The organism is Acetobacter papayae JCM 25143, assembly GCF_000613285.1.
GTDB classification, from domain to species: domain Bacteria; phylum Pseudomonadota; class Alphaproteobacteria; order Acetobacterales; family Acetobacteraceae; genus Acetobacter; species Acetobacter papayae.
In genome coordinates, this window is record NZ_BAIN01000005.1 from 56914 (window position 1) to 82293 (window position 25380).

At 59.0% G+C, this 25380-nt stretch carries 19 protein-coding genes, 4 pseudogenes and 1 riboswitch; of the genes and pseudogenes, 11 read left to right on the forward strand and 12 right to left on the reverse strand.

Annotation, left to right across the window (positions count from 1 at the left end; translation table 11 throughout):
• Window positions 1-7 precede the first annotated feature (7 nt).
• The 5 genes and pseudogenes from JCM25143_RS25075 to JCM25143_RS16185 all read right to left on the reverse strand — a co-directional run bounded on the left by JCM25143_RS25075 (window position 8) and on the right by JCM25143_RS16185 (window position 3633).
• Window positions 8-559: a UDP binding domain-containing protein gene (locus tag JCM25143_RS25075; protein WP_234394895.1), complete on the reverse strand. Its 552-nt coding sequence runs from the start codon at window positions 557-559 to the stop codon at window positions 8-10.
• The gene (locus JCM25143_RS25080; protein WP_234394896.1) at window positions 505-1173 is read right to left on the reverse strand and encodes a UDP-glucose 6-dehydrogenase family protein; all 669 of its coding nucleotides are present in this window, start codon (window positions 1171-1173) and stop codon (window positions 505-507) included. The genes JCM25143_RS25075 and JCM25143_RS25080 overlap by 55 nt, the downstream gene beginning before the upstream one ends.
• A gap of 193 nt (window positions 1174-1366) precedes the next feature.
• Entirely contained in the window at window positions 1367-1729 is a 363-nt protein-coding gene (locus JCM25143_RS02575) for a hypothetical protein (protein ID WP_025859923.1), read from the reverse strand.
• The gene (locus JCM25143_RS02580) at window positions 1717-2040 is read right to left on the reverse strand and encodes a hypothetical protein (protein WP_025859924.1); all 324 of its coding nucleotides are present in this window, start codon (window positions 2038-2040) and stop codon (window positions 1717-1719) included. Before JCM25143_RS02580 ends, JCM25143_RS02575 begins: the two co-directional genes overlap by 13 nt.
• 271 nt (window positions 2041-2311) lie before the next feature.
• A pseudogene (locus JCM25143_RS16185) lies at window positions 2312-3633 on the reverse strand (outer membrane beta-barrel protein).
• A 456-nt stretch (window positions 3634-4089) separates the two neighbouring features.
• A riboswitch (FMN riboswitch) is annotated at window positions 4090-4235 on the forward strand.
• Between the two features lie 139 nt (window positions 4236-4374).
• Here JCM25143_RS16185 and ribD point away from each other — a divergent pair.
• The 8 genes and pseudogenes from ribD (at window position 4375) to crcB (ending at window position 12939) form a co-directional block, all read left to right on the forward strand.
• A pseudogene (gene ribD, locus JCM25143_RS16190) lies at window positions 4375-5390 on the forward strand (bifunctional diaminohydroxyphosphoribosylaminopyrimidine deaminase/5-amino-6-(5-phosphoribosylamino)uracil reductase RibD).
• Window positions 5375-5977 (forward strand): riboflavin synthase, encoded by a 603-nt coding sequence (locus tag JCM25143_RS02595; RefSeq protein WP_025859925.1) that lies wholly within the window; start codon window positions 5375-5377, stop codon window positions 5975-5977. Before ribD ends, JCM25143_RS02595 begins: the two are co-directional and overlap by 16 nt.
• Window positions 5974-7324 (forward strand): annotated as a pseudogene (gene ribB / locus JCM25143_RS16195) (3,4-dihydroxy-2-butanone-4-phosphate synthase). Before JCM25143_RS02595 ends, ribB begins: the two are co-directional and overlap by 4 nt.
• Before the next feature lie 30 nt (window positions 7325-7354).
• Window positions 7355-7843: a 6,7-dimethyl-8-ribityllumazine synthase gene (ribH, locus tag JCM25143_RS02605; protein WP_025859926.1), complete on the forward strand. Its 489-nt coding sequence runs from the start codon at window positions 7355-7357 to the stop codon at window positions 7841-7843.
• Between the two features lie 55 nt (window positions 7844-7898).
• Window positions 7899-8909, forward strand: coding sequence for a flippase-like domain-containing protein (locus JCM25143_RS02610; RefSeq protein ID WP_025859927.1), 1011 nt, complete (start codon window positions 7899-7901; stop codon window positions 8907-8909).
• 120 nt (window positions 8910-9029) lie between these two features.
• A pseudogene (locus tag JCM25143_RS16200) lies at window positions 9030-11621 on the forward strand (MMPL family transporter).
• Window positions 11622-11638: 17 nt separating this feature from the next.
• Window positions 11639-12475 carry a universal stress protein gene (locus tag JCM25143_RS02620; RefSeq protein WP_025859928.1) on the forward strand — a complete coding sequence of 279 codons (837 nt, stop codon included), beginning with the start codon at window positions 11639-11641 and terminating at the stop codon, window positions 12473-12475.
• A 26-nt stretch (window positions 12476-12501) separates the two neighbouring features.
• Window positions 12502-12939 carry a fluoride efflux transporter CrcB gene (gene crcB, locus JCM25143_RS02625; RefSeq protein WP_025859929.1) on the forward strand — a complete coding sequence of 146 codons (438 nt, stop codon included), beginning with the start codon at window positions 12502-12504 and terminating at the stop codon, window positions 12937-12939.
• Window positions 12940-12959: 20 nt separating this feature from the next.
• On the opposite strand, the gene lptF is transcribed toward crcB, so the two are convergent.
• The 5 genes from lptF to JCM25143_RS16205 form a co-directional block, all read right to left on the reverse strand.
• Entirely contained in the window at window positions 12960-14045 is a 1086-nt protein-coding gene (lptF, locus tag JCM25143_RS02630) for an LPS export ABC transporter permease LptF (protein WP_025859930.1), read from the reverse strand.
• Between the two features lie 471 nt (window positions 14046-14516).
• Entirely contained in the window at window positions 14517-15776 is a 1260-nt protein-coding gene (locus tag JCM25143_RS02635; protein WP_025859931.1) for an NAD(P)/FAD-dependent oxidoreductase, read from the reverse strand.
• 99 nt (window positions 15777-15875) lie between these two features.
• Window positions 15876-16112, reverse strand: coding sequence for a DUF3297 family protein (locus JCM25143_RS02640; RefSeq protein ID WP_025859932.1), 237 nt, complete (start codon window positions 16110-16112; stop codon window positions 15876-15878).
• Window positions 16113-16169: 57 nt separating this feature from the next.
• Window positions 16170-19493, reverse strand: a complete 3324-nt coding sequence (locus JCM25143_RS02645) for an efflux RND transporter permease subunit (protein WP_025859933.1) — start codon at window positions 19491-19493, stop codon at window positions 16170-16172.
• A 29-nt stretch (window positions 19494-19522) separates the two neighbouring features.
• On the reverse strand, window positions 19523-20416 hold the full coding sequence (locus JCM25143_RS16205; RefSeq protein WP_025859934.1) for a hypothetical protein: 894 nt from the start codon (window positions 20414-20416) through the stop codon (window positions 19523-19525).
• Between the two features lie 205 nt (window positions 20417-20621).
• Here JCM25143_RS16205 and moaB point away from each other — a divergent pair, with 205 nt between their 5' ends.
• Window positions 20622-21176, forward strand: a complete 555-nt coding sequence (moaB, locus tag JCM25143_RS02655; RefSeq protein WP_025859935.1) for a molybdenum cofactor biosynthesis protein B — start codon at window positions 20622-20624, stop codon at window positions 21174-21176.
• Window positions 21169-21747: a DJ-1/PfpI family protein gene (locus JCM25143_RS02660; RefSeq protein WP_025859936.1), complete on the forward strand. Its 579-nt coding sequence runs from the start codon at window positions 21169-21171 to the stop codon at window positions 21745-21747. Before moaB ends, JCM25143_RS02660 begins: the two co-directional genes overlap by 8 nt.
• A gap of 66 nt (window positions 21748-21813) precedes the next feature.
• Here the strand turns inward: JCM25143_RS02660 and folE are convergent, their stop codons facing one another.
• A complete protein-coding gene (gene folE, locus JCM25143_RS02665) occupies window positions 21814-22434 on the reverse strand; it encodes a GTP cyclohydrolase I FolE (protein WP_025859937.1) in 621 nt (206 codons plus the stop codon).
• Window positions 22435-22465: 31 nt separating this feature from the next.
• On the reverse strand, window positions 22466-22936 hold the full coding sequence (apaG, locus tag JCM25143_RS02670) for a Co2+/Mg2+ efflux protein ApaG (RefSeq protein WP_025859938.1): 471 nt from the start codon (window positions 22934-22936) through the stop codon (window positions 22466-22468).
• A gap of 611 nt (window positions 22937-23547) precedes the next feature.
• On the opposite strand from apaG, the gene JCM25143_RS02675 reads away from it, so the two are divergent.
• Entirely contained in the window at window positions 23548-25362 is a 1815-nt protein-coding gene (locus tag JCM25143_RS02675; protein WP_369347349.1) for a hypothetical protein, read from the forward strand.
• Window positions 25363-25380: the final 18 nt, after the last annotated feature.

Consider the following 25380-nt stretch of genomic DNA (forward strand, 5'->3'; position numbering starts at 1 on the left):
CCCGAGCTTAGTCCGTGCCGAACAGATCGCGGGTAAACACCTTATCCGCGACATCGCCTAAATCCGGTGTGATACGGTTGGCAATAATCACATCCGAACGGGCTTTGAACGTAGCCGGGTCGCGTATGACCTGAGAGCCGAAGAAAAGATCTTCCGTCATGGTGGGTTCGTAAACGACGACCTCAATGCCCTTGGCCTTGAGGCGTTTCATAATACCCTGAATCGAGCTTTGCCGGAAATTGTCGGAAGACGCCTTCATGACCAGGCGGTAAATGCCCACCACGCTGGGGTTCATGGCAAGGATATGGTCTGCCAGAAAATCTTTGCGGGTTCTGTTGGCGTCCACAATCGCGCTGATCAGATTTTGTGGCACCTGCGTATAATTGGCCAGAAGCTGCTTGGTGTCCTTGGGCAGGCAGTAGCCGCCATAACCGAAAGACGGGTTGTTGTAATGCTGGCCAATCCGGGGGTCGAGGCACACGCCTTCAATGATCTGGCGTGCATTCATGCCGCGTGCGAGCGCGTAGCTGTCGAGTTCGTTAAAGAAGGCAACCCGCATGGCCAGATAGGTGTTGGCAAACAGCTTGATGGCCTCGCTTCCGCCGGTTCGGTAAACAGTTCAGGAATATCGCTTTTGGCCGCCCCTTCGGCCATTAGCCGCGCGAATTGCCGGGCGCGTTCGGTGGTGTCTCCCACGATAATGCGTGAGGGATAAAGATTATCGTGCAGGGCGCGGCCTTCGCGCAGGAACTCGGGGGAGAAAATGATCCGGTTGGTTGCATGCGCCTCGCGCTGCTGATCCACAAACCCTACAGGAATGGTGGATTTGATCACCAGTGTCGCCACAGGGTTAATGTCCAGAACCTGCCGGATCACGTCCTGCACGGAGGATGTGTCGAAAGAATTGGTATGGGGGTCATAATTCGTGGGGGTGGCGATAATGACCAGCTCTGCATTTTCGCACGCGGCATTCAGGTCTGACGTGGCCTGTAGGGAAAGCGGCTTGTCGCGCAGGAACTCGGTAATTCTGTCGTCAATAATGGGGGATTCCCGCCGGTTGACGCTCGCCACACGCTCGCGGTCAATATCCACCGCTGTAACGGTATGGTGCTGTGCAAGCAAAATGGCATTTGAAAGGCCGACATAACCAAGCCCGACGACGGCAATCTGCATTGTCTTTCCCATTTCACGTATCCGAAAGACTCTCTCGCCGGGACTGATCGTTCAGACATACCCGGCAAAAGCCGGACCATACGCTCCGGGCTTTGGGTAACAGAATTCGGGCATACAGGAGCGTAAGGCATCCGTCCACGCGGTTTTAACCGCCAGACGGCCCATCAGCGATGGGGTTGCCTTGCCAGACGGGTTAGGCGTTGTCTGTATCGGGATGATGGTGATGGGTGTGAGCAGTATGCTGCACGCTACTGGTGGCGTTGGCAGCGGCAGAGCTGGACTGCGCATTCTGGGCAGAACTGTTGCTGCTGTCATCGGCGGTGGAGCCCAGCGTGGTGGTGGTGCTGGCCGCCAGATTCTGGTTGTCGGAATTGCTCTGGGTGCTGCTGTCCGAGCCCGAGTTATCGTGCTGGAGCATTTCCTGATACGTGTAATTGGCCGTTGCCGTGCGGAACTGCAGGCCGATGCTGTCCAGCCGTGAAGAATACATGTTCACGTTGCTGTCCACCCCGTTGGCGGAGGGGGAGTTGACCAGCAGATATTTCAGATGCTCCACCGCGCCGTAAGCCGCGACTTTCTGGGCATAAGGGTAGAGGCATTATTGATAACGGCAGAGGCCGCATCCAGCATGGCGCTCAGGTTATTGATGCTGCTGTCGGTATAGGTGCTGCCTGCGCTGTTGCTGAGCGCATGCTGGGCGGCGGCGCTCAGGGCGATGGAATCTGCTTCCACCTCAGCCTTTTTGTCAGAGCTGGATGAGGCGGCGTCATGGGCGCTGGCAGCGCTGTTGCCGGGAGAATCCGGGCTGATATCAGTTTTCTGCCAGGCAACTGGTGTGGACTGCTGGGCGGATGACGTGGCCGACATTTTTAATGACTCCAGTTCCCGGAACGGACAATGCTTTATTCCGCGCCACAACCGGTTAAAAGATCGTTAAATAAGATATGGAAAAAAGGACAGAAATGAACACACTCTATTGTAATGGAGCAATGCCTCGGGGCAATAGAGAGCCCCTGCACAGGAACCGGTATGCGTAATTGCTGTTCCGGTTCCTGTTTTTACAGAGTTTACGCCCTGAACGGGCTCCGCTTTCTTTTCGTTACCCTCAGACAGGCTGGAAAGAGAGCGGGTGTCCTGATCAGAAGCCGATCATGGCATCGCCACCAAAGGTGAACATGCCGTTGTTGCGACCGCCGTTGAACGGGTGGGTGTTGTTGAGCGAACGGTCAAAGCGGATTTCAGGCCGCAGGGCAAATACGCGCACGCCCTTGCCCAGGTCCGGGTGGTAGTTGAAGCCCAGCGTCAGTTCACCATAGGTGGTGCCGTGTCCGCCGGGGCCGGGGTAAAGGTTGGACGCGCCATGGCCGGAAATGGCGTTCATGTAGGAGTTGTTGCCCATAAAGGTGGCAACCATGGCGTTGTTGTTATCGCGGTAGATTTCGCCACGATAATTGAAGGTCACGCTGGGGCTGACAACATAGCTCAGGAAGGTCACAACACTGAATGCATCAGCCGCCTTGAAGGGGCCGTTAACCGTGTCGTGGGTCTTGAGGCCCTGATCATGCAGGAAGTTGAACTCTGCCGTAACGCTCAGGCGGTCGTTGACCTGCAGGGTAGCGTTGATGTCGTTCCAGAAGCGTTCAGCCTGATTGGCAACATAAGGCCCATGAGGATGCTGTTGTTTTCGGGGCCAACGCGGCTCAGTTCAACAATCTTCAGCTTGCCGCCCAGCAGATTGTTGAGGTTGATGCCAAAATACCCGGCAGGGCGGGAGTTGTTGTCAGCCGTGCCGAACGTTACCTGATTGCCGGTGTCGATCCCGAAGGTGACATCAACAGTCTTGTTCACATGCCAGTTGAACATGGCCCCGACATGTTCGAAGGGTACGGAGTATTCTGAAGTATAGGCCAGAGTATAGAAGGGGCGGCCTGTGGGGTCCATGACTTCCACACCCATGGGGGCCTGCAGGATACCAACCTGCATATCCAGCCCGCCATCCGTGGCCCACGGCAGATGTACATCCACATGCGCCTGTGCGGGAATAAGCTGATAACGGCTGCTCCATTCCTGATCGCTAATGCCGACCAGATGGTAGTAGCGCGCATCAGAACCATAAATGCCCTGCAGAGTGAAGCCGATCTGATATTCCCCAGCATCGCCGGTATTGGCTTTCTGCATGGTCAGCACAACCTGGTTAAGCTGTGCCTGATTGGCGTGGTCGGCAAAGAAGTTGCCGTAGTTATAGCCGTCGGTGGGGCGGGCCGGGTTGGCCATAATACCACCGTCAATCAGTCCGGTCAGGGTGATGTCGGACAGCCAGTTTGAAAAGCCCTTGCTCTTGGTTGCTGATGTCGCGAACGGGTGCCATTCGGCATGGGCCGGTGTTGCGGCCTGAGATGCGACGAAGGATGCGAGGGTAAGCGCGGAAAAACCGGCCAGTTTTCTGCGGGTAAGGGCCATACGGTCAGTATCCTTTTATAATTACTTATTGAATGTCTGTTTAATTACGCTCGGTAATGTAATTATCGGTAATATGCCTTGTTACGAAGTGCAATTAAATGAACGCTGGAGGCGGGCGTTTTTCGGGCTGTCTGCCTGTCTTCTGTTTTATGTGAAATGAACAAAAAAATTAAAATAATGAAGATATATAAAGGGAAAACAGTTTTTCATTCGTTTTCGTTCCTGCGTCAGAACATGTGGTAAATGCGACAATCATGAGACACGGGGGCCGGAATTGTGTTGAAAAAGAAAAAAATGACCAACTATTGCATGTAAGTAACAGTTGGTTCTTGTGCCTTTCGATCGCGGCGGGTTTGATGCCTGTGAAAGGTAGGCAGGAGGCGGGTTCATTTTAACTCTTGCAACGAAAGGCGCTTGCCCCCATCTTGATCACTGGTGCCACTGTTAAAGTGGTGATGACGTTCTCAGGGCAGGGTGTAATTCCCTACCGGCGGTAAGCAGCCTGACAGGTTGTAAGCCCGCGAGCGCCCGCTCAGGCGGGGTCAGCAGATCCGGTGTAATTCCGGGGCCGACGGTGACAGTCCGGATGAAAGAGAACGCGAGGGATATCTCCCGCCCTATCCGCGTCTTGCGCGGGGAGGATGGGGGCGTGTCTTTTCGTCAGGCCCTGAGTCCGTCCGGTGTATGGGATGGATGAGAGAATTCAGGGTGAACAGCACTCAACACTCCTGGGCGTATGAAATGCCAGCGGCAATAGGCGCGGCGTTCGATCTCGCCGTGTCGGAAGCATGGCGCTTCATGGGGCGTACGGCTCCCAACCCTGCGGTGGGTTGTGTGCTGCTTGATGCCAACGGCACGGTGCTGGTCATTGCTGCACACCACCGGGCCGGGGCGGCCCATGCCGAGCGTCTGGCGGTTGAGCAGGCCCGGCAGCTTGGTGTGGCAGAGCGGATTCATACGGCTGTTGTGACGCTTGAGCCTGTAACCATACCGGGCGCACGCCCCCCTGCACCGAAGCCTTGCTTTCAACGCCCGTGCGGACTGTCTGGATCGGCTGTGCGGACCCCAACCCTCATGTGCAGGGCGGTGGGGCGGCTTTTCTGGCTGAGCGTGGGCTTGAGGTCCGCTGGCTGGCGCAAAGCGCGAATGCTCAGGCCACGCTGAACCGTTGCCGCGCCTTGCTGGCGCCGTTTGCCAGCAAGGCTGTGCGCGGACGTCCGTGGATTACCGTCAAACAGGCGCTGGACAGCACCGGCTCCATGGTGCCCCCGACGGGGCGCACAACCTTTACCACCCCCGAATCGCTCCATTTTGCCCATGCCCTGCGGCGCGTGACCGATGGCGTGATAACCGCCACGGGCACGGCGCGGGCGGACAGGCCCGATCTGACCGTCCGCCATGTGGAAGATCACCCCGAACGTCGCCGTATGCTGGTGATATGCGGTCAGCAGGCAAACGTGCCCGCAGACTGGCTTGCCAGCCGGGAGCGGGTGTTTGATGTGCATTTCTGCCCTGACTGCGCGGCCCTGCCTGATCTGCTCACCCGAACCGAGGCCCTGTGGCTTCTGGTAGAGGCAGGCCCGACCCTGCTGGCAGCTCTGCACCGCCATGCACTGTGGGATGACTGGCTGACCATTCGCCAGGACGCGCAGGGGCAGGACCATTTTTCTGTTTCAACCCGGCAGGATGTCACACCGCTTTCGCTTTTCGCGGAGTGGGCGCGCTGCACGCAGGAGGCTGCATGTTCTCTGGTATAATTGAATCGCTCGGGCGTGTTGTCGGGCTAGATCATCAGCCTCATTCACTGGTGCTGGATATCGAAAGCGACCTGACCAATGTGGCTGAGGGTGAAAGCATTGCCCTCAACGGTGTCTGCCTGACAGCACTAGCCGCTGTTGAAGCCGGACCTGTGCGGTTTTTTGTCAGTGCGGAAACGCTCGGCTGTACCACGCTGGGCGCGCTGGCACTGGGCTGCCGGGTTAATCTGGAGCGTGCGGTTACGCCGTCCACCCGGCTTTCAGGGCATATTGTGCAGGGTCATGTGGATGCGATGGCCCGCTACAAGGGGCATACCACCGAGGGCGAAGGGCGTCGGGTCGTGTTTGAAGTGCCTGCTAGCCTGCGCCGCTACATGGTGGAAAAAGGCTCCGTCGCGCTGGATGGTATCAGCCTTACCCTCAACACTCTGGGGGAAGAACAGGACGGCGTGTTCGAAATCGGGCTGATGATTATCCCTCATACCTGGACGCACACCACACTCGGCACCCTGTCTAACGGAGAGAGTGTGAATGTCGAAGTGGACGTGATCGCAAAATATGTGGAGGCACAATGCCGGACCAAATGACAGCCCGACCGGGCGAACGGGCCCCACACTCTGCCGGGGGGGCGCCTTCCGTAGCGTTACTGCGCGCGCTGGATGCGGTGCGTAACGGGCGCATGGTTATCATGGTTGATGATGAGGACCGTGAGAACGAAGGCGATCTGGTTATGGCCGCGGAGTTCATGACACCTGCGGCCATGAACTTCATGATCACGCATGCGCGTGGTCTGGTCTGCCTGCGCTGGTGCCTGAGCAGGTGGAGCGGCTGGGCCTGTCCATGATGGTTCGGCAGGATGACAATACAGCCCGCCACGGTACGGCCTTTACGGTGTCCATCGAGGCGCGTGAGGGCGTTAGCACCGGTATTTCCGCAGCCGACCGCTCCCATACGGTGCGGGTTGCGGCATCGGATACGGTTTGCGCGCAGGATATCGCAACGCCGGGACATATTTTCCCGCTGCGTGCGGCTCCGGGCGGGGTGCTGGAGCGTATTGGCCATACCGAAGGCTCGATTGACCTGCTGCGCCTTGCCGGGCTGAAGCCCGCGTCCGTGATCTGCGAAATCCTGAACGAGGATGGCACCATGGCGCGCCGTCCTCAGCTTGAGGTTTTCGGCCGCCTGCATGACATGCCCATTATTTCCATTGCCGAACTGGCGGAGTGGATTGGTGCGCATGGCTGGCGCCGGTTACCGGGGCAGATGTTCCCGCTGCTGATGCTGTGGCCGGTGTGGTGGAGCCCGCCTTGCCCGACCTCGCGCATGCGGCCCTGCCCAGCGTCTATGGTGGTGATGATCTGCTGATCCATGCTTTCCGCGATAAAAATGGCATGGAGCACGTGGCGCTGGTCAAAGGCGATGTAACCTCTGGCGAGGTGCCTCTGGTGCGCCTGCATTCCGAATGCGTGACGGGCGATGCCTTTGGCTCGCTCCGGTGCGATTGCGGGGCCCAGCTTCAGGCAGCCCTGCGCGCTATCGGCGAGGCTTCGTGTGGGGTTCTGGTTTATGTGCGCGGGCATGAAGGGCGGGGCATTGGCCTTGTCAATAAAATCCGGGCCTATGAATTGCAGGATGCGGGGCTGGATACGGTGGATGCCAATCATCGCCTTGGCTTTGCGGCGGATGCGCGAGACTGGCATGCGGCTTCGGGTATCCTGCGCAGTCTGGGTATTGGCGAGCTGAACCTGTTGACCAATAATCCCGCCAAGGTGCGTGCGCTGGAAGCGCGGGGTTTTGTCGTGCGCGAGAGAATCGGGCTCGAAATTGCCCCCAATGCGTTCAATCAGGCTTATCTGCGTGCCAAACGGCAGCGTATGGGCCATCATCTGGGTAGTTTTGCCGCGACATCGGTCGAGCAGGATACGCTGGTCTGAGTTTTTTTATTCTAAGGATACGTTATTACAATGGGCACCCGTTCTCCTGTTACCCTGCCGGATCTGGCCGCTCTTTCTCCGGCTCCGCGTCTTGCGCTGATTGTCAGCCGTTTTAACGAAACCGTTACGGGCGGCCTGCGCGATGGTGCCGTGGCCTGGCTGGCGGAACATAATATTGCCATTGCGGACGAAGATATTCTGGCGGCACCCGGTGCGTTTGAAATGCCGCTGCTGGCGCAGGCACTGGCCAAAAGCGGACGTTATGAAGGCGTTATCTGCCTTGGCTGTGTGGTCAAGGGCGATACGGCGCATTTTGAGTTCATCAGCCTTGGTACCACGGTGGGTATCATGCAGGCATCTTTGGCAACGGAAGTGCCCATCGCATTCGGGGTGCTGACAACCTATACGGAAGAACAGGCTCAAGTCCGTTCGTCCGATGATGTGCATAACAAGGGTCGTGAAGCCGCTGCGGCCTGCGTGGAGTCTCTGGCCCTGCTGCGCAGCATTCGCGCAGGCTAGTGTCTCCCGCCCAGCCATGAGTGACTGAAATGCGGCAAGGGAGCAGGGAACAGACATGAAGCGGGTAACATGTGCCGCTGGCGTGATCGGGCTGGCTCTTACCGTGTGGATGCTGGTTCAGTTTGGCGCGCATGCCATACTGACGCTGGTGGTCAGTTGTGGCTGGGGCATTGTTGCCGTTATTGTCTTTCATGCGGTGCAGGTGTGTCTGTCCGCGCAGGCATGGCGCATCCTCTGCGGGGGGATGTCAGGCCCAGCCCTGCACCTGAAGGACTTTTTCCTGCTTCGCTGCGTGCGTGAAGGCATCAATAACCTCCTGCCTGTTGCTCAGGTGGGGGGAGAGGTTATGTCCAGCAGGCTGCTCGCCCGGCGCGATATTGGCGGCCGGCGGGCCGCGGCTTCCACCATCTGTGATCTGACACTGGAACTGCTCAGTCAGGTTCTGTTCACCTGTGCGGGCCTGACCCTGCTTCTATTTCTGGTGCACCGCTCCAGTGTGACGGATCACCTTGTGGAAAGTGCCGTGGTTCTGCTGGTCATTGGTGTGGGTGTGTTTGCCAGCCAGTGGCTGGGGGCTGTCGCACTGATCGAAAAGCTGCTGGTGCGTATTGCCTCGCATCTGGGCTGGACCGGGGTGGATGGTATTCGCGGCCTGCATGAAGAAGTCATGTCCCTTTACAAGAGCGGACATAACGCCTTCCTTGGCATTATCTTTCAGCTTGTGGCGTGGGTTCTGGGCACGTTAGAGGTCTGGCTTATCCTGCACTTTATGGGGCATGGCTGCACGCTGGCGCAGGCCTTTGTTATCGAAGGCGTAGGGCAGGCGGCCAAATCGGCCGGGTTTGCCGTGCCGGGCGGGCTTGGTGTTTCCGAAGGGGGCTATATCGTGGTGGGCAGTCTGTTTGGCATTGCCCCGCCGGTGGCCATAGCCCTGTCCTTGATCAAGCGTTTGCGCGAGATCGCATGGGGGCTGCCGTCTCTCGTGCTGTGGCAATGGCTGGAGCACGCATGGGCGGCCCGGCCCACCCGGCCGGGTGGCTCCTCTCTCTTCCGTTCAGGCTCATAGAGCGTGCGGGTGCATATCCTCTCTTGCGTCAGGCGAGGGGGTTGGGCAAACCAGAGCGGTTTCCGGTGTCAGCCCCGACAGCCTGAAGTCAAGATCTAGAACAGGGTTCCGTCGCTCATCATGCTGTTCGCATTCATAGGCCGTTTCATTACATTGTGTGCCCGCCATGCCTGGGCGGTTGTGGCGCTGTTTCTTGTGCTTTCGGGTGCGAGTGTTTACGCGGGCATGACCAGTCTGGGTGTTACGACCGACACCAGCAAAATGCTCTCGCCACGGCTGGAGTGGAAGCAGCGTTCAGATGAAATGGGGCGTCTGTTCCCCCAGAAGGAAAACCTTCTGGTTGCGGTCATTGAGCTGACCTGCCTGAGGAAGGTGCTGAGACAGCCCGCGTTCTGGCGGAAAAACTCTCTGCCGATCACAAGCATTTCGCCTTTGCCCGCAGGCCAGACGCCGATCCTTATCTGATGCGTAACGGTTTGATGTTCCTTGATGTCAAACCCCTGACCTCCATTCTGGACGATACCATCGCGGCACAGCCGTTTCTTGCTGCACTGGCGCAGGACCTTCGGCCCGGGGGCTTTTTGGCGCGCTCTCCCTGATTGCGGAAGGCATCAAGCAAGGGCAGGCGAATCTGACCGGGTTTCAGGCACCGTTGAGCGGCTTTGCCAATACGTTGGAGCAGGCTGCCGTCGGAAAGGCCGATCCTCTGTCATGGCAGCGGCTGCTGGGCGGCCAGTTGACCGACCTAGAAGGGCGCTACCAGTTTGTTGTGACCAAGCCTAATCTGGATTTCGGCTCTTTCCAGCCCGGTGGCGAGGCGAGTGATGCCATGCGTGCGGCTATCAACTCTCTCGAATTTGTCCGCAATGGCCATGCCCGTGTGAAGATGACGGGCGATGTCCAGCTTAATGACGAAGAATTCGCCACCGTGGCGGAAGGTATGGTGGCCGGTCTGGTTGGCTCCCTTGCCCTTGTAACCCTGTGGCTGACGCTTGCGGTGCGGTCGTGGCGGGTTGTGGTGCCTATCGTTATCACGCTGGTGGTGGGGCTGCTGCTGACAACGGGTTTTGCTGCTGTGGCGGTGGGTACGCTCAATCTGATTTCCGTGGCGTTTGCCATTCTGTTCGTCGGGATCGCGGTTGATTTCGCCATTCAGTTCTCAGTCCGCTTTCGGGCACAGAATCCGTCTGAACCCGGTGTGCAGGGCATGTTCGAAGCCCTGCGGATGACGGGAGAGGAAACCGGGCATCAGATTCTGGTGGCGGCTCTCGCCACTTCCGCCGGTTTTCTGGCTTTTACCCCCACAGCTTTCCTTGGCGTGGCGCAGCTTGGCCTGATTGCCGGGGTAGGGATGATGGTGGCGTTCGTGTGCACCACCACCCTGCTGCCCGCTTTGCTCAGAATTTGTCGTCCGCCGCTGAACTGCCCCAGCATGGGGTATACGTTCATGCGCCCGGTTGATCAGGCTATCCGCCGGTTCCGCAAGGTTCTGCTGGCCGTTTTCGCGGTTGTGGCGGTTGTCGGGCTGGCTCTGGTGCCGCGTCTGCAGTTTGATGGCGATCCGCTTCATACCAAAAATCCCAATTCCGAAGGGATGCGGGCACTGCGGCTGCTGATAGACAACCCACAGACCTCTCCCTACAGCGCGGAACTGCTCACCACGTCGCTGGACGATGCCCACAAACAGGCGGACAGGCTGGCGGAACTGCCTCAGGTCCATGACGCCATGTGGCTGGGTTCGTTTGTTCCAACGGATCAGGATCAGAAACTCCCCCTGATTCAGGATGCCGCCTCCATGCTGCTGCCCACCCTTATGGTGGAACAGACAAAACCCGCACCGGATGCTGAGCCTTGCGGGCTTCGGCTGCGGAAACGGCCAAGGCGCTGGCGGGTGTGCTGGATAGTCTGCCTGCACAGGATCCCTTGCGACGTATCCAGTCCGCGCTGCTCAAGCTCTCACAGGCACCCGATGCCGCTGTTCTGGCGGCCAATCAGGCGCTTGTGCGCTTTCTGCCAGCCGAACTGGACCAGCTACGGACCATGTTGCAGGCTACCCCGGTCAAAATCAGCGATATTCCCCACGATATTGCTGATGATTATCTGCTGCCGGATGGGCGAGCACTGGTTGAGGTGCATCCCAAGGGCCTCATGACCAGTTCTGGCGCATTGCACCAGTTCGTTTCCGCCGTGCAGAGGCTGGAGCCCGACATTGCCGGGCCTGCTGTGGATATTGTCGAGAGCGCTAACTCCATTGTGCGCGCTTTCGAGCAGGCTGCAGTTGCCGCCGTGGTCATGATTGCCGTTATTCTGCTGCTGGCCCTGCGCCGGGTAAAGGATATGGGGCTTGTGCTCGCACCGCTGATGCTCTCTGCGCTGATGACGGTCGTGCTGGTGGTGCTGCTGCCTGAAACGCTGAATTTTGCCAATATCATCGCACTTCCCCTGCTGCTGGGGGTGGGCGTGTCGTTCAATATCTACTTTGTCATGAACTGGCGCGATGGCGTGCATTTCCCGCTGGCGTCTCCCACGGCGCGGGCCGTGCTGTTCTCCGCCCTGACAACAGGCACGGCGTTTGGGTCTCTGGCCATGTCGCATCATCCCGGCACGGCCAGCATGGGGCGTCTGCTGCTGCTCTCGCTGGGCTGCACGCTTGTCTCTACCCTTGTGTTCGTTCCTGCTCTGCTGCCCAAGAGAAAGAGCGACGAGTTCTGAAATCAGGGAGATGACCCATGCGCCTGCTGGCTGTTCTGGATCGCGTTGATACCGCACCCTTTACGCTGGAGGCGCTGGCAGGGCTGTTGAACCGGCTTGGTCCGGCACAGAGCAGCATCCTGCATGTGGCGCCATCGCGCGACCCTGATTACCTTTCTCCCGATGAGGGTATGCCTGATGCGGCCGAGCGTGCCCGCTTTGAGCACACTGTATCCTCACAAACCGATACCCTGCGTCAGATCGCTCAGGAATGGACGCAGGCCGTTATCCCGCACCGCGATACCGCATGGACAGAACGGGTAGGGGATACGCGCACCCTTGTTGCGCGTGAAGCTGCCGGGGCGGATATAACCGTGCTGAGCAGGCCCTGCCCACAGGATAATGCAGCCGTAGCGGAAGCCTTTGCCGGAGCGCTGTATGACGCCGGGGTGGCGGTTCTGATCGCGCCTTTGGAGCATTATGCCACGCTTGGCCTGCGTCCTGTCGTGGCGTGGCATCCATCGCACACGCTCGATCTGGCACTACAGGCAGCGCGCCCTATCCTTGAGCGGGCCAGTCATGTGACATTTGTGATCGGTGAAAACGCGCCTATGGAAGTGCCGGACCCGCCACTGGGCGCGGAGCTTGCCAGGCAGGGGGTGGCTGTTCATATGGACCGTTTCCTTCTGGATACGGGAGACATAGGCGAGCAGGTGCGCCAGCATGCCCTGTCTGCAGGCGGGGATCTGCTGGTCATGGGGGCCTATACACGGCCTCATTTCATTGAGTGGCTGTTTGGTGGGCCTACACAGGATATTCTGGCGCATGGCACCCTGCCGATCCTGACCCGCCATGCGCCGCTTGTCCGATTATAAGGCTCTGGCAGGGAGAGGAAACGACAATGGCGACACGGCTTGCAACAACCGTCCTGATCGGGCTGGGCGGCGCATTCGGCACGCTGCTGCGCTACTGGGGGGGGCTTGCGGCCCTGCGCTGGAGCCAGTGGCTGCCATGGGGCACAATCCTGATCAATGTCAGCGGTTCTTTCGCCATTGCGTTTTTTGGCGCGTTAACTGCCGCTAGCGGGCGTTTCCCAGCGTCCGAAACCACGCGTCTGGTGTTCATGGTGGGGATTTGCGGTGGCTTTACCACGTTTTCGTCATTCAGCCTCCAGACCCTTGATCTGCTGCGGCAGGGAGCCGCACTGCGCGCATTGCTGAATATCGGGCTTTCGCTGGCCCTGTGCATGGCCAGTGTGACGGCGGGCTATCTGGCGGCGCAGGCGCTCAACGCGGCGGCCCAGCCTGCTCCGGCGCAGGAAGAACGCTCTGCCCGCTAGGGACACGCTACCCGTTCAGTTCAGCAGGTTCGATCCCGTAGCCTGAACAGCCCTATCGCGCCAACGAGCATGGAGATGCAGGGTGAAACAATGCCGAATACGGCATGTTTGACCGATAGGGAATGCAGCATCAGATTAAGCGCGATAAACGCGATCACCGCGAGTACCGCCCATGCGGGTCTGCGTATGGAGGCCTGACGCGAAAACTGCCCGCGCAGGGTGGCATTGAGCGCGATAACGGCAAGAGCCAGCGCAGTCAGGGGCTCTCCCAGACGCTTCCACCCTTCGGCGATCATTCGACCACGTTCCTGAGCCGATACATCCGATGGCGGGTGGAGCAGCGTGGAAAGAGGCTGCTCTTCGGGTCCGGGGCCTTCGGAATGCTGGCTTTCGGAGGAGAGGGACAGGACCTCCTGCGTGAAATACACCATGCCCAGATGGCCCGTATGCGGGTCGATTTCCTGCCGGGAGCCATCGAGCATGACCAGTAGGGGCATGTGGTCTTTCATGATCATGACGCCGTGGCGGGCCAGTACGGTGGAACTGTGGCCCGGCTGCCGTTCATCGTTGATCAGCAGCCCGTGCAGTTCTCCATTGCTATCCTTCTGGCGTACGTAAACCGTAAGGCCGGGCATGATATTGAAAAACACGCCATCTTGCAGAAGCAGCACGGCCCCCTGACTACGGAGCGACTGCTGGAGATGATGGATATGGCGGGCACTGTATGGGACGATGACCAGTGTCAGCAGATAGCTGAGCAGAATGCATGCACCCGTTATGAATGTGGCGGGGCGGCTGAGTTGGGGGGGGGAACGGCCAGATGCCAGCATGACCGTTAGTTCACGGTCAGCCATGGCGCGGCTGTATGTAACAAGAATGGCGATAAAAACAGCCACGGGCAGAATGATCTCGACCAGTCCGGGCAGGATCAGCAGGATCATCCAGAGAAATGAGAGGAATGACACCCCCTGACGGGAGAGCAGGGGCAACAGGTGCAGCACCTGCATGAGCCAGACCAGCGGTGTCAGCACCGCAATGGTGCCCACAACGCCCAGCACGATCTGGCGCGCCAGATAGCGGTCAACAATGCCGGAGATTGGTAGCACTAGGGCACCATGGAAGGAGTGATGATGAACGTGAAGTGATTCATGCGACCTTCATAATGGCCGAACTGATGGACTGCGGCCAAGGGAATACATGTTGCCCGGGATAGGGTGTGGTGGTCGCTGTGCCGTTTGGCAACAGGCATCTTACCAGCCGTTTTTGGCCTAATCGTGACAGGCCCGGTTGTTGTATTGTGCTGCTTATGCCTGAAAAGCCCCGTTTGGTAAGGAAGAAAGAAGGGGATGCCATCACGCACTGATAGTACAGGAGAGGCTGTACACAGAGGCTCTGTCCCGCTTGGTGAACGTGCAATACGGGGCATTTCTTCCTTCTGGGGAGGCTTACAGGGTGTGACGCTGTAATTTCTACAAGCGCATGAGCCGTAAAAACAACCTATACGGCCCTTTTATAAGGCGAATTTCACGGCCTGTAAAGCAGGCCACCTGCATGGTGCAGGGGCCTGTATGGAAAGCTTATTCAGAAATCCAGCGTGGGTGATGCGGCAGTTCGATGTCGCGCCCCTTGAGCATCATGTCCCAATATACGCGCGGGAATACCGTGGTTTTAAGGAACCATGCAAAACGGCTGGGCTTGCGCTGGTCATACGGGAAGCTGGGGGCGGGCTTGCCGCCGTACAGGAATTCCGCCAGCACGATCCGCCCGTAGCCGACTGTCAGCGGGCAGGCACCGTAGCCATCGTACTGGCCATCCAGCGGTTTGCCGTCGAGCGAGGCCAGCACATTGGAGCATACGACAGGCACCTGTGCCCGGGCGGCCGCCATGGTTTTGGCGTTGGAGGTGTTCATGACATCCCCCGCACCAAAAATGAATTCGAAACGGCTGTGGCGCAGGGTGGCGGGGTCGACTTCCAGCCAGCCAGCGGCATCGGCCAGCGGGCTCTGCTTGATGAAATCAGGCGCGCTCTGCGGGGGTGTTACATGCAGCATGTCAAAGCTGCGGACGTCTTCCGTCACGGTGCCATCAGGAGCAGTAACGGAGAAAGTGGCCGTGCGGGCCGGGCCGTCCACTGCAATCAGGTTGGTCTTGTAGCGCAGGTTAATGCCGTAATAATCAACCGCTTCCTGCAAGGGGGGGCGATAATACGCAACACCGAACAGGACATCGCCCGCCAGACAGAAATCGACATTGGTGCGGCTCAGCGTGCCTTTTTTGCGCCAGTAGTCAGAGGCCAGATAGGCGATTTTCTGCGGCGCACCGGCGCATTTGATGGGCATGGGCGGCTGGGTAAACAGGGCCGTGCCACCTGCCAGGGACTGGATGCAGGTCCAGGTGTATTCCACCGTCTCGCGCGAGTAGTTGCTGCAAACGCCGTTGCGGCCCAGCGTCTCGCGCAGGCCCTTGATCTTGTCCCAGTCCAGTTGCAGGCCGGGGCAGACAATCAGGCGGTTATAGGCAACGGTGCGGCCATCATCGAGGGTAACGGTGTTGGCTTCGGGCTGGAAAGAGGTAACCGCAGCGCGCAGCCACTTGCTGCCTGCCGGGATAAGCCCGCCTTCCTGATCGAGTGTATCGCGCAGTTTCATTGCGCCCGCCCCAACCAGTGTCCAGCCGGGCTGGTAGGCATGGGTGGTAGCGGGATCGATAATGGCGATATCCAGCGTGGGGCGCATGCGCAGAAGGCGCGCCGCCAGAGCGATACCAGCCGAACCACCCCCGACAATCACGATCGTGAAATGCAGGTCAGGTGTTGTGCTGGCTTGTGTCTGTGTCACGGCTCTTGTCCCTGTCATTGTCTTTTAGACGGCGCAGTATTCCAAACCCATACAATTAAATAAAGTATTTAATTGTATGGGGCATGTGCCTGAAGCAGATCAGTCCTTGATCCAGACCTCAACCGGGCCGGTCAGCTTCATGGTCAGCGGGTTGCCACGCCGGTCCGTGGTTTTGCCCACGGCTACGCGCACCCAGCCCTCGCTCACACAATATTCCTCGACATTGGTTTTTTCCACACCTTTGAAGCGGACGCCCACGCCACGGGCCAGCAGGGCCTCGTTGTAGAAGGGGCTTTCAGGGTTGACGGACAGCCGATCGGGCAGGGTGTCTGACATGGTCATGTCTTTCCGGTCTGGTTGAAAAAGGTGCTCCCGGCGGGAGCCGCAGGGTGTTCAGGCCCGTGTCTTAAAGGGTTTTCGCAGCAAAGACCATGCGTTGCGGCTCAGGGTTTGTGCGGCAGCGCTGAGGCGGTGCATGATCAGGTAAATGGCGGGGGTGGAAAACAGGGTCAGCAACTGGCTGGTGGCCAGCCCGCCCAGAATGGCGATTCCCAGCGGCAGGCGCAGTTCTGCGCCGTAACCCCGGCCAAGGATCATGGGCACGGCCCCGAAAGCTGCGGCCATGGTTGTCATCAGGATTGGGCGGAAGCGGGTCAGGCAGGCCTCACGGATGGCCTGTTCTGGCGATACGCCGGCCCGTTCCGTCTGCAAGGCAAAGTCGATCATCAGAATGGCGTTTTTCTTGACGATGCCAATCAGCAGAATGACCGCAATCATGGAAATGAGCGAGAAGGGCTGCCCACATAGCCAGAGCATGAGCACGGCCCCCATGGCAGCAGAGGGCAGGGTGGAGAGAATGGTCAAAGGCTGGCTGTAGCTCTCATACAGGATACCCAGCGTGACATACATGGTGGCGATGGCCGCGATCATGATCAGCAACTCATTCACCAGATCCTTGTGCAGGTCGCCTGCTTGACCTGAAAACCCGCCCTGTAGGCTCTGTGGCGCGTGCAATGCGCGCATGGTGGCGCGAATTTCGGCCTCGGCCTCGTTCAGCGAGCGGCCTTCGGCCAGATCAAACGAAATAGTGCCTGATATCATGCCCGATTCATGGCTGACCTGAAGGGGCGATGGCCGCGAGATGAGTCGACTGATCGCGATCAGAGGGATCATGGTTTCCTCCAGCGAGGACACGGCCGAGCCGTTTGAAGCCCCGGCCCCGCCGCCCGCCAGCCGGTTGGCTACAGCGTTGCGGAAAGACTGCTCGCTCAGTGTCGTGCTGCTGGAGGTCGAAGAACTGCTGCTGTTCAGGCGTACCCGCACAGTATTGGACGCAATGGCTCCCGAGGCGGTGCCGCCCGAGGTGGAAACCCAGAGTGTTTTGAGTTGCTCCGGGTTGTCGCGGAACGTTTTTGCCACCTCCATGATCACATAAGAGGTGGTGAATGGGCTCGATATGCTCGACGCTGTGCGCTGGCCGTAGGCATCGTACAGCGCATTGCCGATCAACTGTGGTGTGACGAGATAGCGCGCGGCGGTTTCGCGGTCGATATCCACATGAATGGCCGTGCCGCTGCCGCTCTGGTGGCTGCTGATACCACGCAGGATTTGGCTGTTGCGCAGGGCGTCTGTCAGGCGGGGCACCCAAGTCTGGATATCCTGCGCCTGATCCGAACTGAAGATGAAGCTGTAAGCGCCTTCATGCTGCCGCTGGCCACCACCGTTGATATCGCCGGGGTTGGATATGCTCGCACTCAGCCCCGCAATCTGGCCAACCTGCTTGCGTAGCCGTGCGGCAATGGCTTCGGGCGTTGCGTTGCGTTGGTTCTTGTCCTTCAGCACGGCAAAAATTGTGGCCTCGTTTGCGGCATCCTCCCCCGTAAAGCCCATGACATCGCGGATATCGGGATCGGCCATCATGATTTTGACCACCCGCTTGGCCTTGTCCGCCATAGCAGTGAAGGAAATGCTCTGATCGGCGCTCAGATAGCCTTCCAGCAGGGCGATATCTTCGGCAGGCAGAATGGTTTTGGGCATAACCACGATAATGCCGATGGTGGCCGCCACACTCAGCGGCAAAGAGAGCGTTACCCACCAGGGGTGGCGCAGTGTCCAGTCCAGCGCGCGGCTGTAGCCTTTGGCTGTGTGGAGCAGGAACCAGTCTGTCGTATCTGCCAGCACACCCGCCACCCATACGAAAGGGTTGCGGCTCCGGCTTTCTGGTGGAGCCTGCGGGTCGGGCACTGCCAGAAGGCGCGCGCACATCATGGGCGTGAGGGAAACCGCCAGAAAGAAAGAGACGGAGACAGCGATGGTCAGGGTCATCGCGAACTCGAAAAATACCTTGCCCGGCACCCCACCCATGAGCAGCAGCGGCAGGAACACCGCCACCAGCGAGACGGTAATGGACAGGATGGTAAAGGTAATCTCTCGCGAGCCGATCAGGGTGGCTTCCATGCGCTCCATCCCCGCCTCCATATGGCGGGCGATGTTTTCCACAACCACAATCGCATCATCCACCACAAAGCCGGTGGCGATGGTCAGCGCCATCAGCGAGAGCGTATCGAGCGAAAATCCCATGAGGTGCATGGCCGCGAGCGACCCCGCCAGCGAGACGGGAACGGTCACGGCGGGAATAAAGGTGGAGCGCCAGCTCCGCAGGAAGGCCAGCACCACCAGCACCACCAGTGCAACGGACATCAGCAGCGTTTCCTGCGTGTCCTTCAAGGCGCCACGGATGGAAATCGAGCGGTCTGTTACCAGTGTCAGTTTGACATCGCCGGGCAGGGCCTGCCGCAGATAGGCTGCGCGCGCGCGGATGGCGTCGGTTACTTCTATAATGTTGCTGCCCGGCTGGGCACGGATAATGGCCAGAACGGCGGGGTTTGCATTCAGCCAGCCTGCCTTGCGGTCGCTCTGCGGGCCGCTATGCACCCGGGCAACACTGTCCAGCCGCACAGGCCGGCCATCGCGGTAGGCAATGACAAGCCCATGATACTGCTCGGGGTCACGTGCCTGATCATTGGTCTGGAGCGTCAGGCGCTGCCCGGCCATGTCAATAAAGCCTTTGGGCGTATTGGCGTTGGCAGAGGCCAGTGCCGAGCGCACATCCTCAAACCCGATTCCGTAATGGTAGAGAAGCTGCGGGTTCATCTCTACCTGAATGGCGGATTTGTCTGATCCCACAAGCTCCACCCAGCCCACGCCCTTTACGCCCGCGAGCAAGGGGGTAAGGCGGGTTTCCGCCAGATCACGCAGGGCATCGGGCGCGCGGGTGGGCGATGTCAGGGTCGCGACCATGATCGGGCTGTCGGACGGATTGGCCTTGTAATATTGCGGCGGCATGATCAGGGTTGTGGGCATGTCCGTGCGTGCGGCACGCAAGGCGGCCTCCACGTCACGCGCGGCACCGTTGATATCCCGGTCACTTTTGAAAAACAGCAGGATAAAGCTGCTGCTGTCCGTTGTGTCTGAGCGCATGCTTTCAATGCCTGCAATCTGGCCAAGTCTGCGCTCTAGAGGTGTGGTAACGGCGCTGGCCAGTTGCTGGGGCGAACTGCCGGGCTGGGTGGCAATCACGTAAATGACCGGCACCGAGATATTGGGCAGGTCGGCAACCGGCATGGCGCGGTAGGCGAATAGCCCCGCCACCACAAAGGCCAGAGCCATAAGGGTGGTGCCGACAGGACGCATGATAAACAGCCGACTGAACGACACCGGGCTGGTCTCCCTTTACGTGGGGTGGTTCAGTGTTGGGTGGGTTGGTGGCCCGCTGGCTCACCGGAGGGATGGTCGAGGCTGGTGGTGGGCTGGTCCTGCGGCTGGTTGACCAGAATGCGGCCCGGCCCATCCCGTTCTGTAGCGACTGTGCCACTGGCCTTGTCCACGATAATGGAGCCGCTGCTTTCAACATGCAGGGCTGCCACTCCGGTTTCGCCGTGGAAAATAGCGTCTTTGGTGCTGGCGGAGGTGATCTCGAGAGCTTTCAGCCGCCCGGAACGGGCTAGAAAGCTCGAAGCCCCACCAAGATAGACAGACAGGGCGGTGCCATTGGCCTTGCCGATTGTAACGGAGGCCGTGCCCGTGGAGCGGATGCGGGCTGAATCGGGCAGGGTGGGAATGTCGATTGTGCCTGCGGCATCGGCAATCAGGTCCAGCGTTTCTGCCGTGCCAATCTGCGTAAGGCCGGGGCCAGTGTGCAGAAAGACCGGGCCAGTGCGGTTATCAACAGCGACGGCACTGGCCTGCGGTGCCTCAATGGCCAAGGCCATGTTTGGCGGTGTGGCTATGTCGATGCTGGTCGGGGTTTTGGTTGCGGTGGCATCCGGTGTTGCGCAGGCCTCAATGGCCAGCCTTACCGTGCCATCAGGCTGGTGGGTGATGGCGGTATTATCCGGCCAATGGCCCCGCACGGTGTTTTTCGGCCCTTTTTCCGTGCGGATATGCAGCATGGCCGGGCAGGCCAGACCGATTTCAAGCCGCTGCCCCTCTACGGTTGCGGAGGGCACGGTATCGGACGGCGAGGCTGACGCCTGATGGGCCATGGGCAGGGTGGCAAGGCAGACCCCAAGGGCAAGTGCCGGGCGGAAAAGACGATAACGCATGGTGTAATTCTGCCAGTAGCGGATGAGGCCGTCCACTCCCTATCCTGCGTGCGTGAGAGATAACGCTGCCCACTCCGGCAGTCCTCTGTAATCCGGTGCGTGAAAAAAGGGAGATGGTACAGGTCCCTGATCATGGGACTGCACGCCAGCCCCGAAGCTGTTATGGTGCCCGGCAGGAAAACCGGCCGCGCCGTGTTCGGCGGGGCCGGGGAGAGCCTAAGGCAGAGAGAAGACAGGTTTTATGTCCAGAATTGATACAAGTAGACCCTTCCTGCCGGTGCGGATCGCGGTCATGACCGTGTCGGATACGCGCACGCTGGAAACCGATTCCTCGGGCACGACACTTGCTGCCCGTGTTGAGGCGGCAGGTCATGTTCTGGCGGATCGCGCCATTGTGCCCGATGATGCCGGGCTGATCGAACAGAGGCTGCGTGCGTGGATAGCGGACCCCATGGTGGATGTGGTCATTACCAGTGGCGGCACCGGCGTTACCGGGCGCGATGTCACGCCCGAGGCCTTTGAGCGCGTGCTGGAAAAACGCATTGAAGGTTTTGGAGAGCTGTTCCGCATGCTGTCTTACAGCAAGATCGGCACCTCCACCATTCAGTCCCGTGCGCTCGCGGGGGTTGCCGGGGGCACCTATCTTTTCGCGCTGCCGGGTTCGACCGGCGCGGTCAAGGACGGGTGGGACGATATTCTGGTGTTCCAGCTCGATAGCCGCCATCGGCCCTGCAACTTTGTGGAACTCATGCCCCGCCTGCGCGAAGGGCTGAAAGAGGACGATACCCATGTCTGATGATGTTAAACTGCTGATGCTGGCCGGTGATTACGTTGAGGACTACGAAATCATGGTGCCCTATCAGGCGCTGCTGATGCTCGGATACGCGGTGGACGTTGTCTGCCCCGGCAAAAAGGCGGGCGACAAGGTGCTGACCGCCATCCATGATTTCGAAGGGGCGCAGACCTATAGCGAAAAGCCCGGCCATGCTTTCGTGCTGAATGCGGATTTCGAAAGCGTTGATACTGACAGTTATCTGGGCCTGATCGTGCCGGGTGGCCGTGCGCCGGAATATCTGCGGCTGAATGCTCGTGTGCTTGAAATTGTCCGTGCCTTTGCTGACCGCCCGACAGCGGCGATCTGCCATGGGGCGCAGCTTCTGGCAGCGGCAGGCACCATCAAGGGCCGCAAGGTTTCGGCCTACCCGGCCTGCAAACCGGAAGTGGAACTGGCTGGCGGCGTTTATGCCGATATCGCCCTGACGGATGCGGTGACCGATGGGGAATTGGTGACAGCCCCGGCCTGGCCTGCACATCCTGCGTGGCTTGCCCAGTTTATCAAGGTGCTGGGGGCCAGCGTTTCCATCTGACGTCATTGCCTTGGCAAGACTGAAAACACCTCCCGGACAGCCCGTTCGGGAGGTGTTTTTTTTGCTTCAGAAGTCCTGTGTGCCGGGGCGGTTGAGCATGGCCATCAGTTCGCGCCGGGTATCGGAATTGTTGCGGAACACGCCCAGCATGGAGCTGGTTACCATGGAAACGCCGGGCTTGTGTACGCCGCGTGTTGTCATGCACTCATGGGCCGATTCAATAATGACCGCAACGCCGTGGGGTTCCAGCACATCATTGATCGTATTGGCGATCTGCGCTGTCATGCGTTCCTGAATCTGCAACCTGCGGGCATAGGCATCCACCACGCGGGCCAGTTTGGAAATGCCTACCACGCGCTGGCGCGGCAGGTAGGCGACATGGGCGCGGCCGATAATGGGGGCCAGATGATGCTCGCAATGGCTTTCAAAGCGGATATCGCGCAGCAGCACGATTTCATCATACCCATCGACTTCCGAAAAAGTCCGGCGCAGCAGGCTTGCCGGGTCGATTTCGTAACCGGAGAAAAAATCCGTATAGGCGCGGGCAACGCGGGCGGGCGTATCCAGCAGGCCTTCGCGCGTCGGGTCATCACCTGCCCAGCGCAAAAGGGTGCGCACAGCCTGTTCGGCTTCGGTCTGGGTCGGGCGGTCAGTCTGGCTGTCTGTGTTGGGCGGCGGCGCGCTCATGCCGGTCTCCTGTCTGCGAACAAAATTCGGATTAATGAAGCAGTGCCTGCTGGAACGGGCTGTCCAGACTGAAAGCGGGAATGGTCACGTCAAAGCATGTGCCGGTCGTGGTGTCGCGCATCAGATAGGTGCCGCGCATGAAGCCGCCGGGGGTGCCCAGAGCCGCACCCGATGTGTATTCGAACTTGGTGCGCGGCTGGATAATGGGCTGTTCCCCCACTACGCCCGCACCCTGCACGTGTTCCTCGCGGCCTTGCGTGTCGGTAATGAGCCATGTGCGTTCAAGCAACTGCACGGGGTTGGCGCTGTCATTGCCGATACGGATACGATAGGCCCAGCAATAGCTGCCTTCGTCCGGTTCGGACTGGTCAGCCAGCCAGAAAACCTGCACCTGCACGCGTATGGCGCCAGTGACCATTTCGTAAACGGGCAGTGCCGCGAACAGGTCGGTGTAGGGTTCTTCCAGTTCATGCGACAGAGGGAGGGCAGCCCGGTCGGCCATGGGCGAGTGTGCTCCTGAACATATAAGGGGAAGCCGTGCCAGCAGTTTGCTCCGCCCACATGAGCTGGTGCACGCGCTGTCTGGTTCAAGATCAAGGCGGGCAGCACTATCATAAACAGGGGGCTTCTGCCAAGCACTGCGGGCCGGAGCCACCTGAAAGGCGCGGAGTGCTGGAGTGTCGAGAAGCGAAAATCGCTAAAATTTTTCTTAAAGTCATGCTGTTGTCATAATGGGGTGAGGTGGAGAAAGTATAATAATGAAAAAAATATATGCAGCTCGAGTTTCTGTTTATTTTTGTATTTCGAATCTCAGGGCAATAAAATTTCATTATAACCTTTTCGTTCGGTACACGGAGAATTGTGGTTTTTCTTGACCATTTTTGGGGCGCGCGTTATTGACGATTATTGAAATGATAACCGCGCATTGTTTGTAGAAATAAAAAGCAGGGTCTGACCCATATGCAGGTCAGGCCGATATAAAAAAACGCTTCCTGCAGAGTGTGCATACCCCAAGGGGCAGGCGTGATATTTGCCATTTTACAGAACAGGGCCAGAAAGCGCGGGCTCAAAGCCCAGTTGCTGATTGGGGCAACTGTTTTTTGTGTAATGGATATGCCTGTTGCATCCTACGCGGATGACGCGCAGGAAATTGCCTTAATCAAAGCGCAGATGCGTAAACTTGCAGCGCAGGTCGAAGCGATTGAGCAGCGGCAGGCGCACAAGCAGCATGGTGGCACACCCCATGTGGCTGCTGGTAAAGGGACCGGAACTGCCACCCACGTGGCCGATACTGTTCCCGCCGGGGTAACTGGCGCGGGAGGGGCGGCCCATCCCGCAGTGTCTGCGGGTGTTTTTGAACCCGCTATTCGTTTTTCATCTGATACGCAGCCTGAGCATGCAAAGGAAATGCTGCCGCTCAAAGTGCGTGACGGGGCACGGGAACGGGCGGCTTTCGAGTGGATGCCCGACGCCAACCAGCCGCCTACGACCAAATCCACCATCGATCTGTCATCAGCTAGCCCGCAGGCCATTACGCAAACGGCTGTGGATACTCTGCCGCCCATTTTCAGTATTGGCGGTATTTCCGTGCGGCTTGGTGGCTTTGTGGAACTCTCCAATATTTGGCGTGATTCCAATATGACAAGCGGCCCCGCTACGGCGTGGGGCAGTTTTCCTTATGCCAACAGCCATAATCATGGGTTGAGTGAGGAGCGTCTTTCCTCGCAGCTCAGTCGCATGTCGGTGCTTATGGAGGCTAATCCGTCCAAGTCGGTGCGGTTGCAGGCTTATGTTGAGAGCGACTTTGCCGGTGCGGGTGTAAGTAGCAACAGCGTGCAGATCAATGGCTATGTGCCCCGTCTGCGGCAGGGATATTTTACCTTTACCGAAAAAAACTGGGGTTTTCACCTGCTCATGGGGCAGGCGTGGAGTCTGGCTACTAATTACGCCAAGGGTATTCTGCCCCGGCAGGAGCAGCTTCCTGCGGTTACAGATAATAACCAGATTCCGGGCATTGTTTTTACCCGCGTGCCGCAAATTCGTATCGGCAAGGATTGGAACCAGAAATACTGGCTGGGTCTTTCCATTGAAGACCCGGAGGCAACAGTCGCGTTTTCGGGCAATACGTCATCTGGTGGCACACTGCCCGCAGCTTATGGCGATACCACCGGGGCAACGGTGTATTACACCAATGCTGGCGGCGTGTTGCTGAATTCCACCACCCAGTACACCAACAACCCCGTGCCGGATATTATCCTCAAAGGGGCAGTGGATACTTCGTTCGGGCATTATGAGGTTTTTGGCCTTGCGCGGTGGTTCCGCTCCGTGGCCGTAGCCCCAGGTGCGACAACGGCTAAAAAACAGACCTCGTTCGGCGGCGGTGTTGGTGCGGGCATGACCATGCCTCTGGGTACCAACAAGCTGCAACTGACAGGTAACGTGCTGGCAGGTGATGGCATAGGCCGTTACGGGCCAACCCAGTTGCCCGATACCACATTCAATGGTCAGGGTCAGTTTGTGCCTGTGCCCGAAATCATGGGCTCGCTCGGCCTGATCGGGCACCCGACGTCCTCCGTGCTGCTTTACACCTACGGGGGCGTAGAATCTGCCGGGCGCAAATATTACATGGGCGCTGATGGCCGCCAGTATGGCTACGGCGTGAGTGATCTTGATCTGGGTGGCTGCGATACGCCCCCCGGTGTCAAAGAGGCAACCTGCTCGGCCCAAACTCACACGCTGGCATCGTTCACGGCGGGTGGCTGGTGGCATTTCATGCAGGGCCAGTACGGCAGCGTCATGGCGGGTCTGCAATACACCTATATTCGGAAGTTTGCCTATACAGGCATTGACAGTCACGGCAGCAGTGTGACCCCGACCGCATCGGGCAACACGGTTTATGTGACCTTCCGGTATTTTCCGTTCCAGTAAAGTGGGATCTCAGGATAG

Excerpts from the sequence above, each read along its gene's own strand:
- JCM25143_RS25075 (WP_234394895.1), bottom strand. The coding sequence starts at position 559 with ATGCGGGTTGCCTTCTTTAACGAACTCGACAGCTACGCGCTCGCACGC.
- JCM25143_RS25080 (WP_234394896.1), bottom strand. The coding sequence starts at position 1,173 with ATGCAGATTGCCGTCGTCGGGCTTGGTTATGTCGGCCTTTCAAATGCC.
- JCM25143_RS02580 (WP_025859924.1), bottom strand. The coding sequence starts at position 2,040 with ATGTCGGCCACGTCATCCGCCCAGCAGTCCACACCAGTTGCCTGGCAG.
- JCM25143_RS02595 (WP_025859925.1), top strand. The coding sequence starts at position 5,375 with ATGTTCTCTGGTATAATTGAATCGCTCGGGCGTGTTGTCGGGCTAGAT.
- ribH (WP_025859926.1), top strand. The coding sequence starts at position 7,355 with ATGGGCACCCGTTCTCCTGTTACCCTGCCGGATCTGGCCGCTCTTTCT.
- JCM25143_RS02610 (WP_025859927.1), top strand. The coding sequence starts at position 7,899 with ATGAAGCGGGTAACATGTGCCGCTGGCGTGATCGGGCTGGCTCTTACC.
- JCM25143_RS02620 (WP_025859928.1), top strand. The coding sequence starts at position 11,639 with ATGCGCCTGCTGGCTGTTCTGGATCGCGTTGATACCGCACCCTTTACG.
- crcB (WP_025859929.1), top strand. The coding sequence starts at position 12,502 with ATGGCGACACGGCTTGCAACAACCGTCCTGATCGGGCTGGGCGGCGCA.
- JCM25143_RS02640 (WP_025859932.1), bottom strand. The coding sequence starts at position 16,112 with ATGTCAGACACCCTGCCCGATCGGCTGTCCGTCAACCCTGAAAGCCCC.
- moaB (WP_025859935.1), top strand. The coding sequence starts at position 20,622 with ATGTCCAGAATTGATACAAGTAGACCCTTCCTGCCGGTGCGGATCGCG.
- JCM25143_RS02660 (WP_025859936.1), top strand. The coding sequence starts at position 21,169 with ATGTCTGATGATGTTAAACTGCTGATGCTGGCCGGTGATTACGTTGAG.
- folE (WP_025859937.1), bottom strand. The coding sequence starts at position 22,434 with ATGAGCGCGCCGCCGCCCAACACAGACAGCCAGACTGACCGCCCGACC.
- apaG (WP_025859938.1), bottom strand. The coding sequence starts at position 22,936 with ATGGCCGACCGGGCTGCCCTCCCTCTGTCGCATGAACTGGAAGAACCC.
- JCM25143_RS02675 (WP_369347349.1), top strand. The coding sequence starts at position 23,548 with ATGCCTGTTGCATCCTACGCGGATGACGCGCAGGAAATTGCCTTAATC.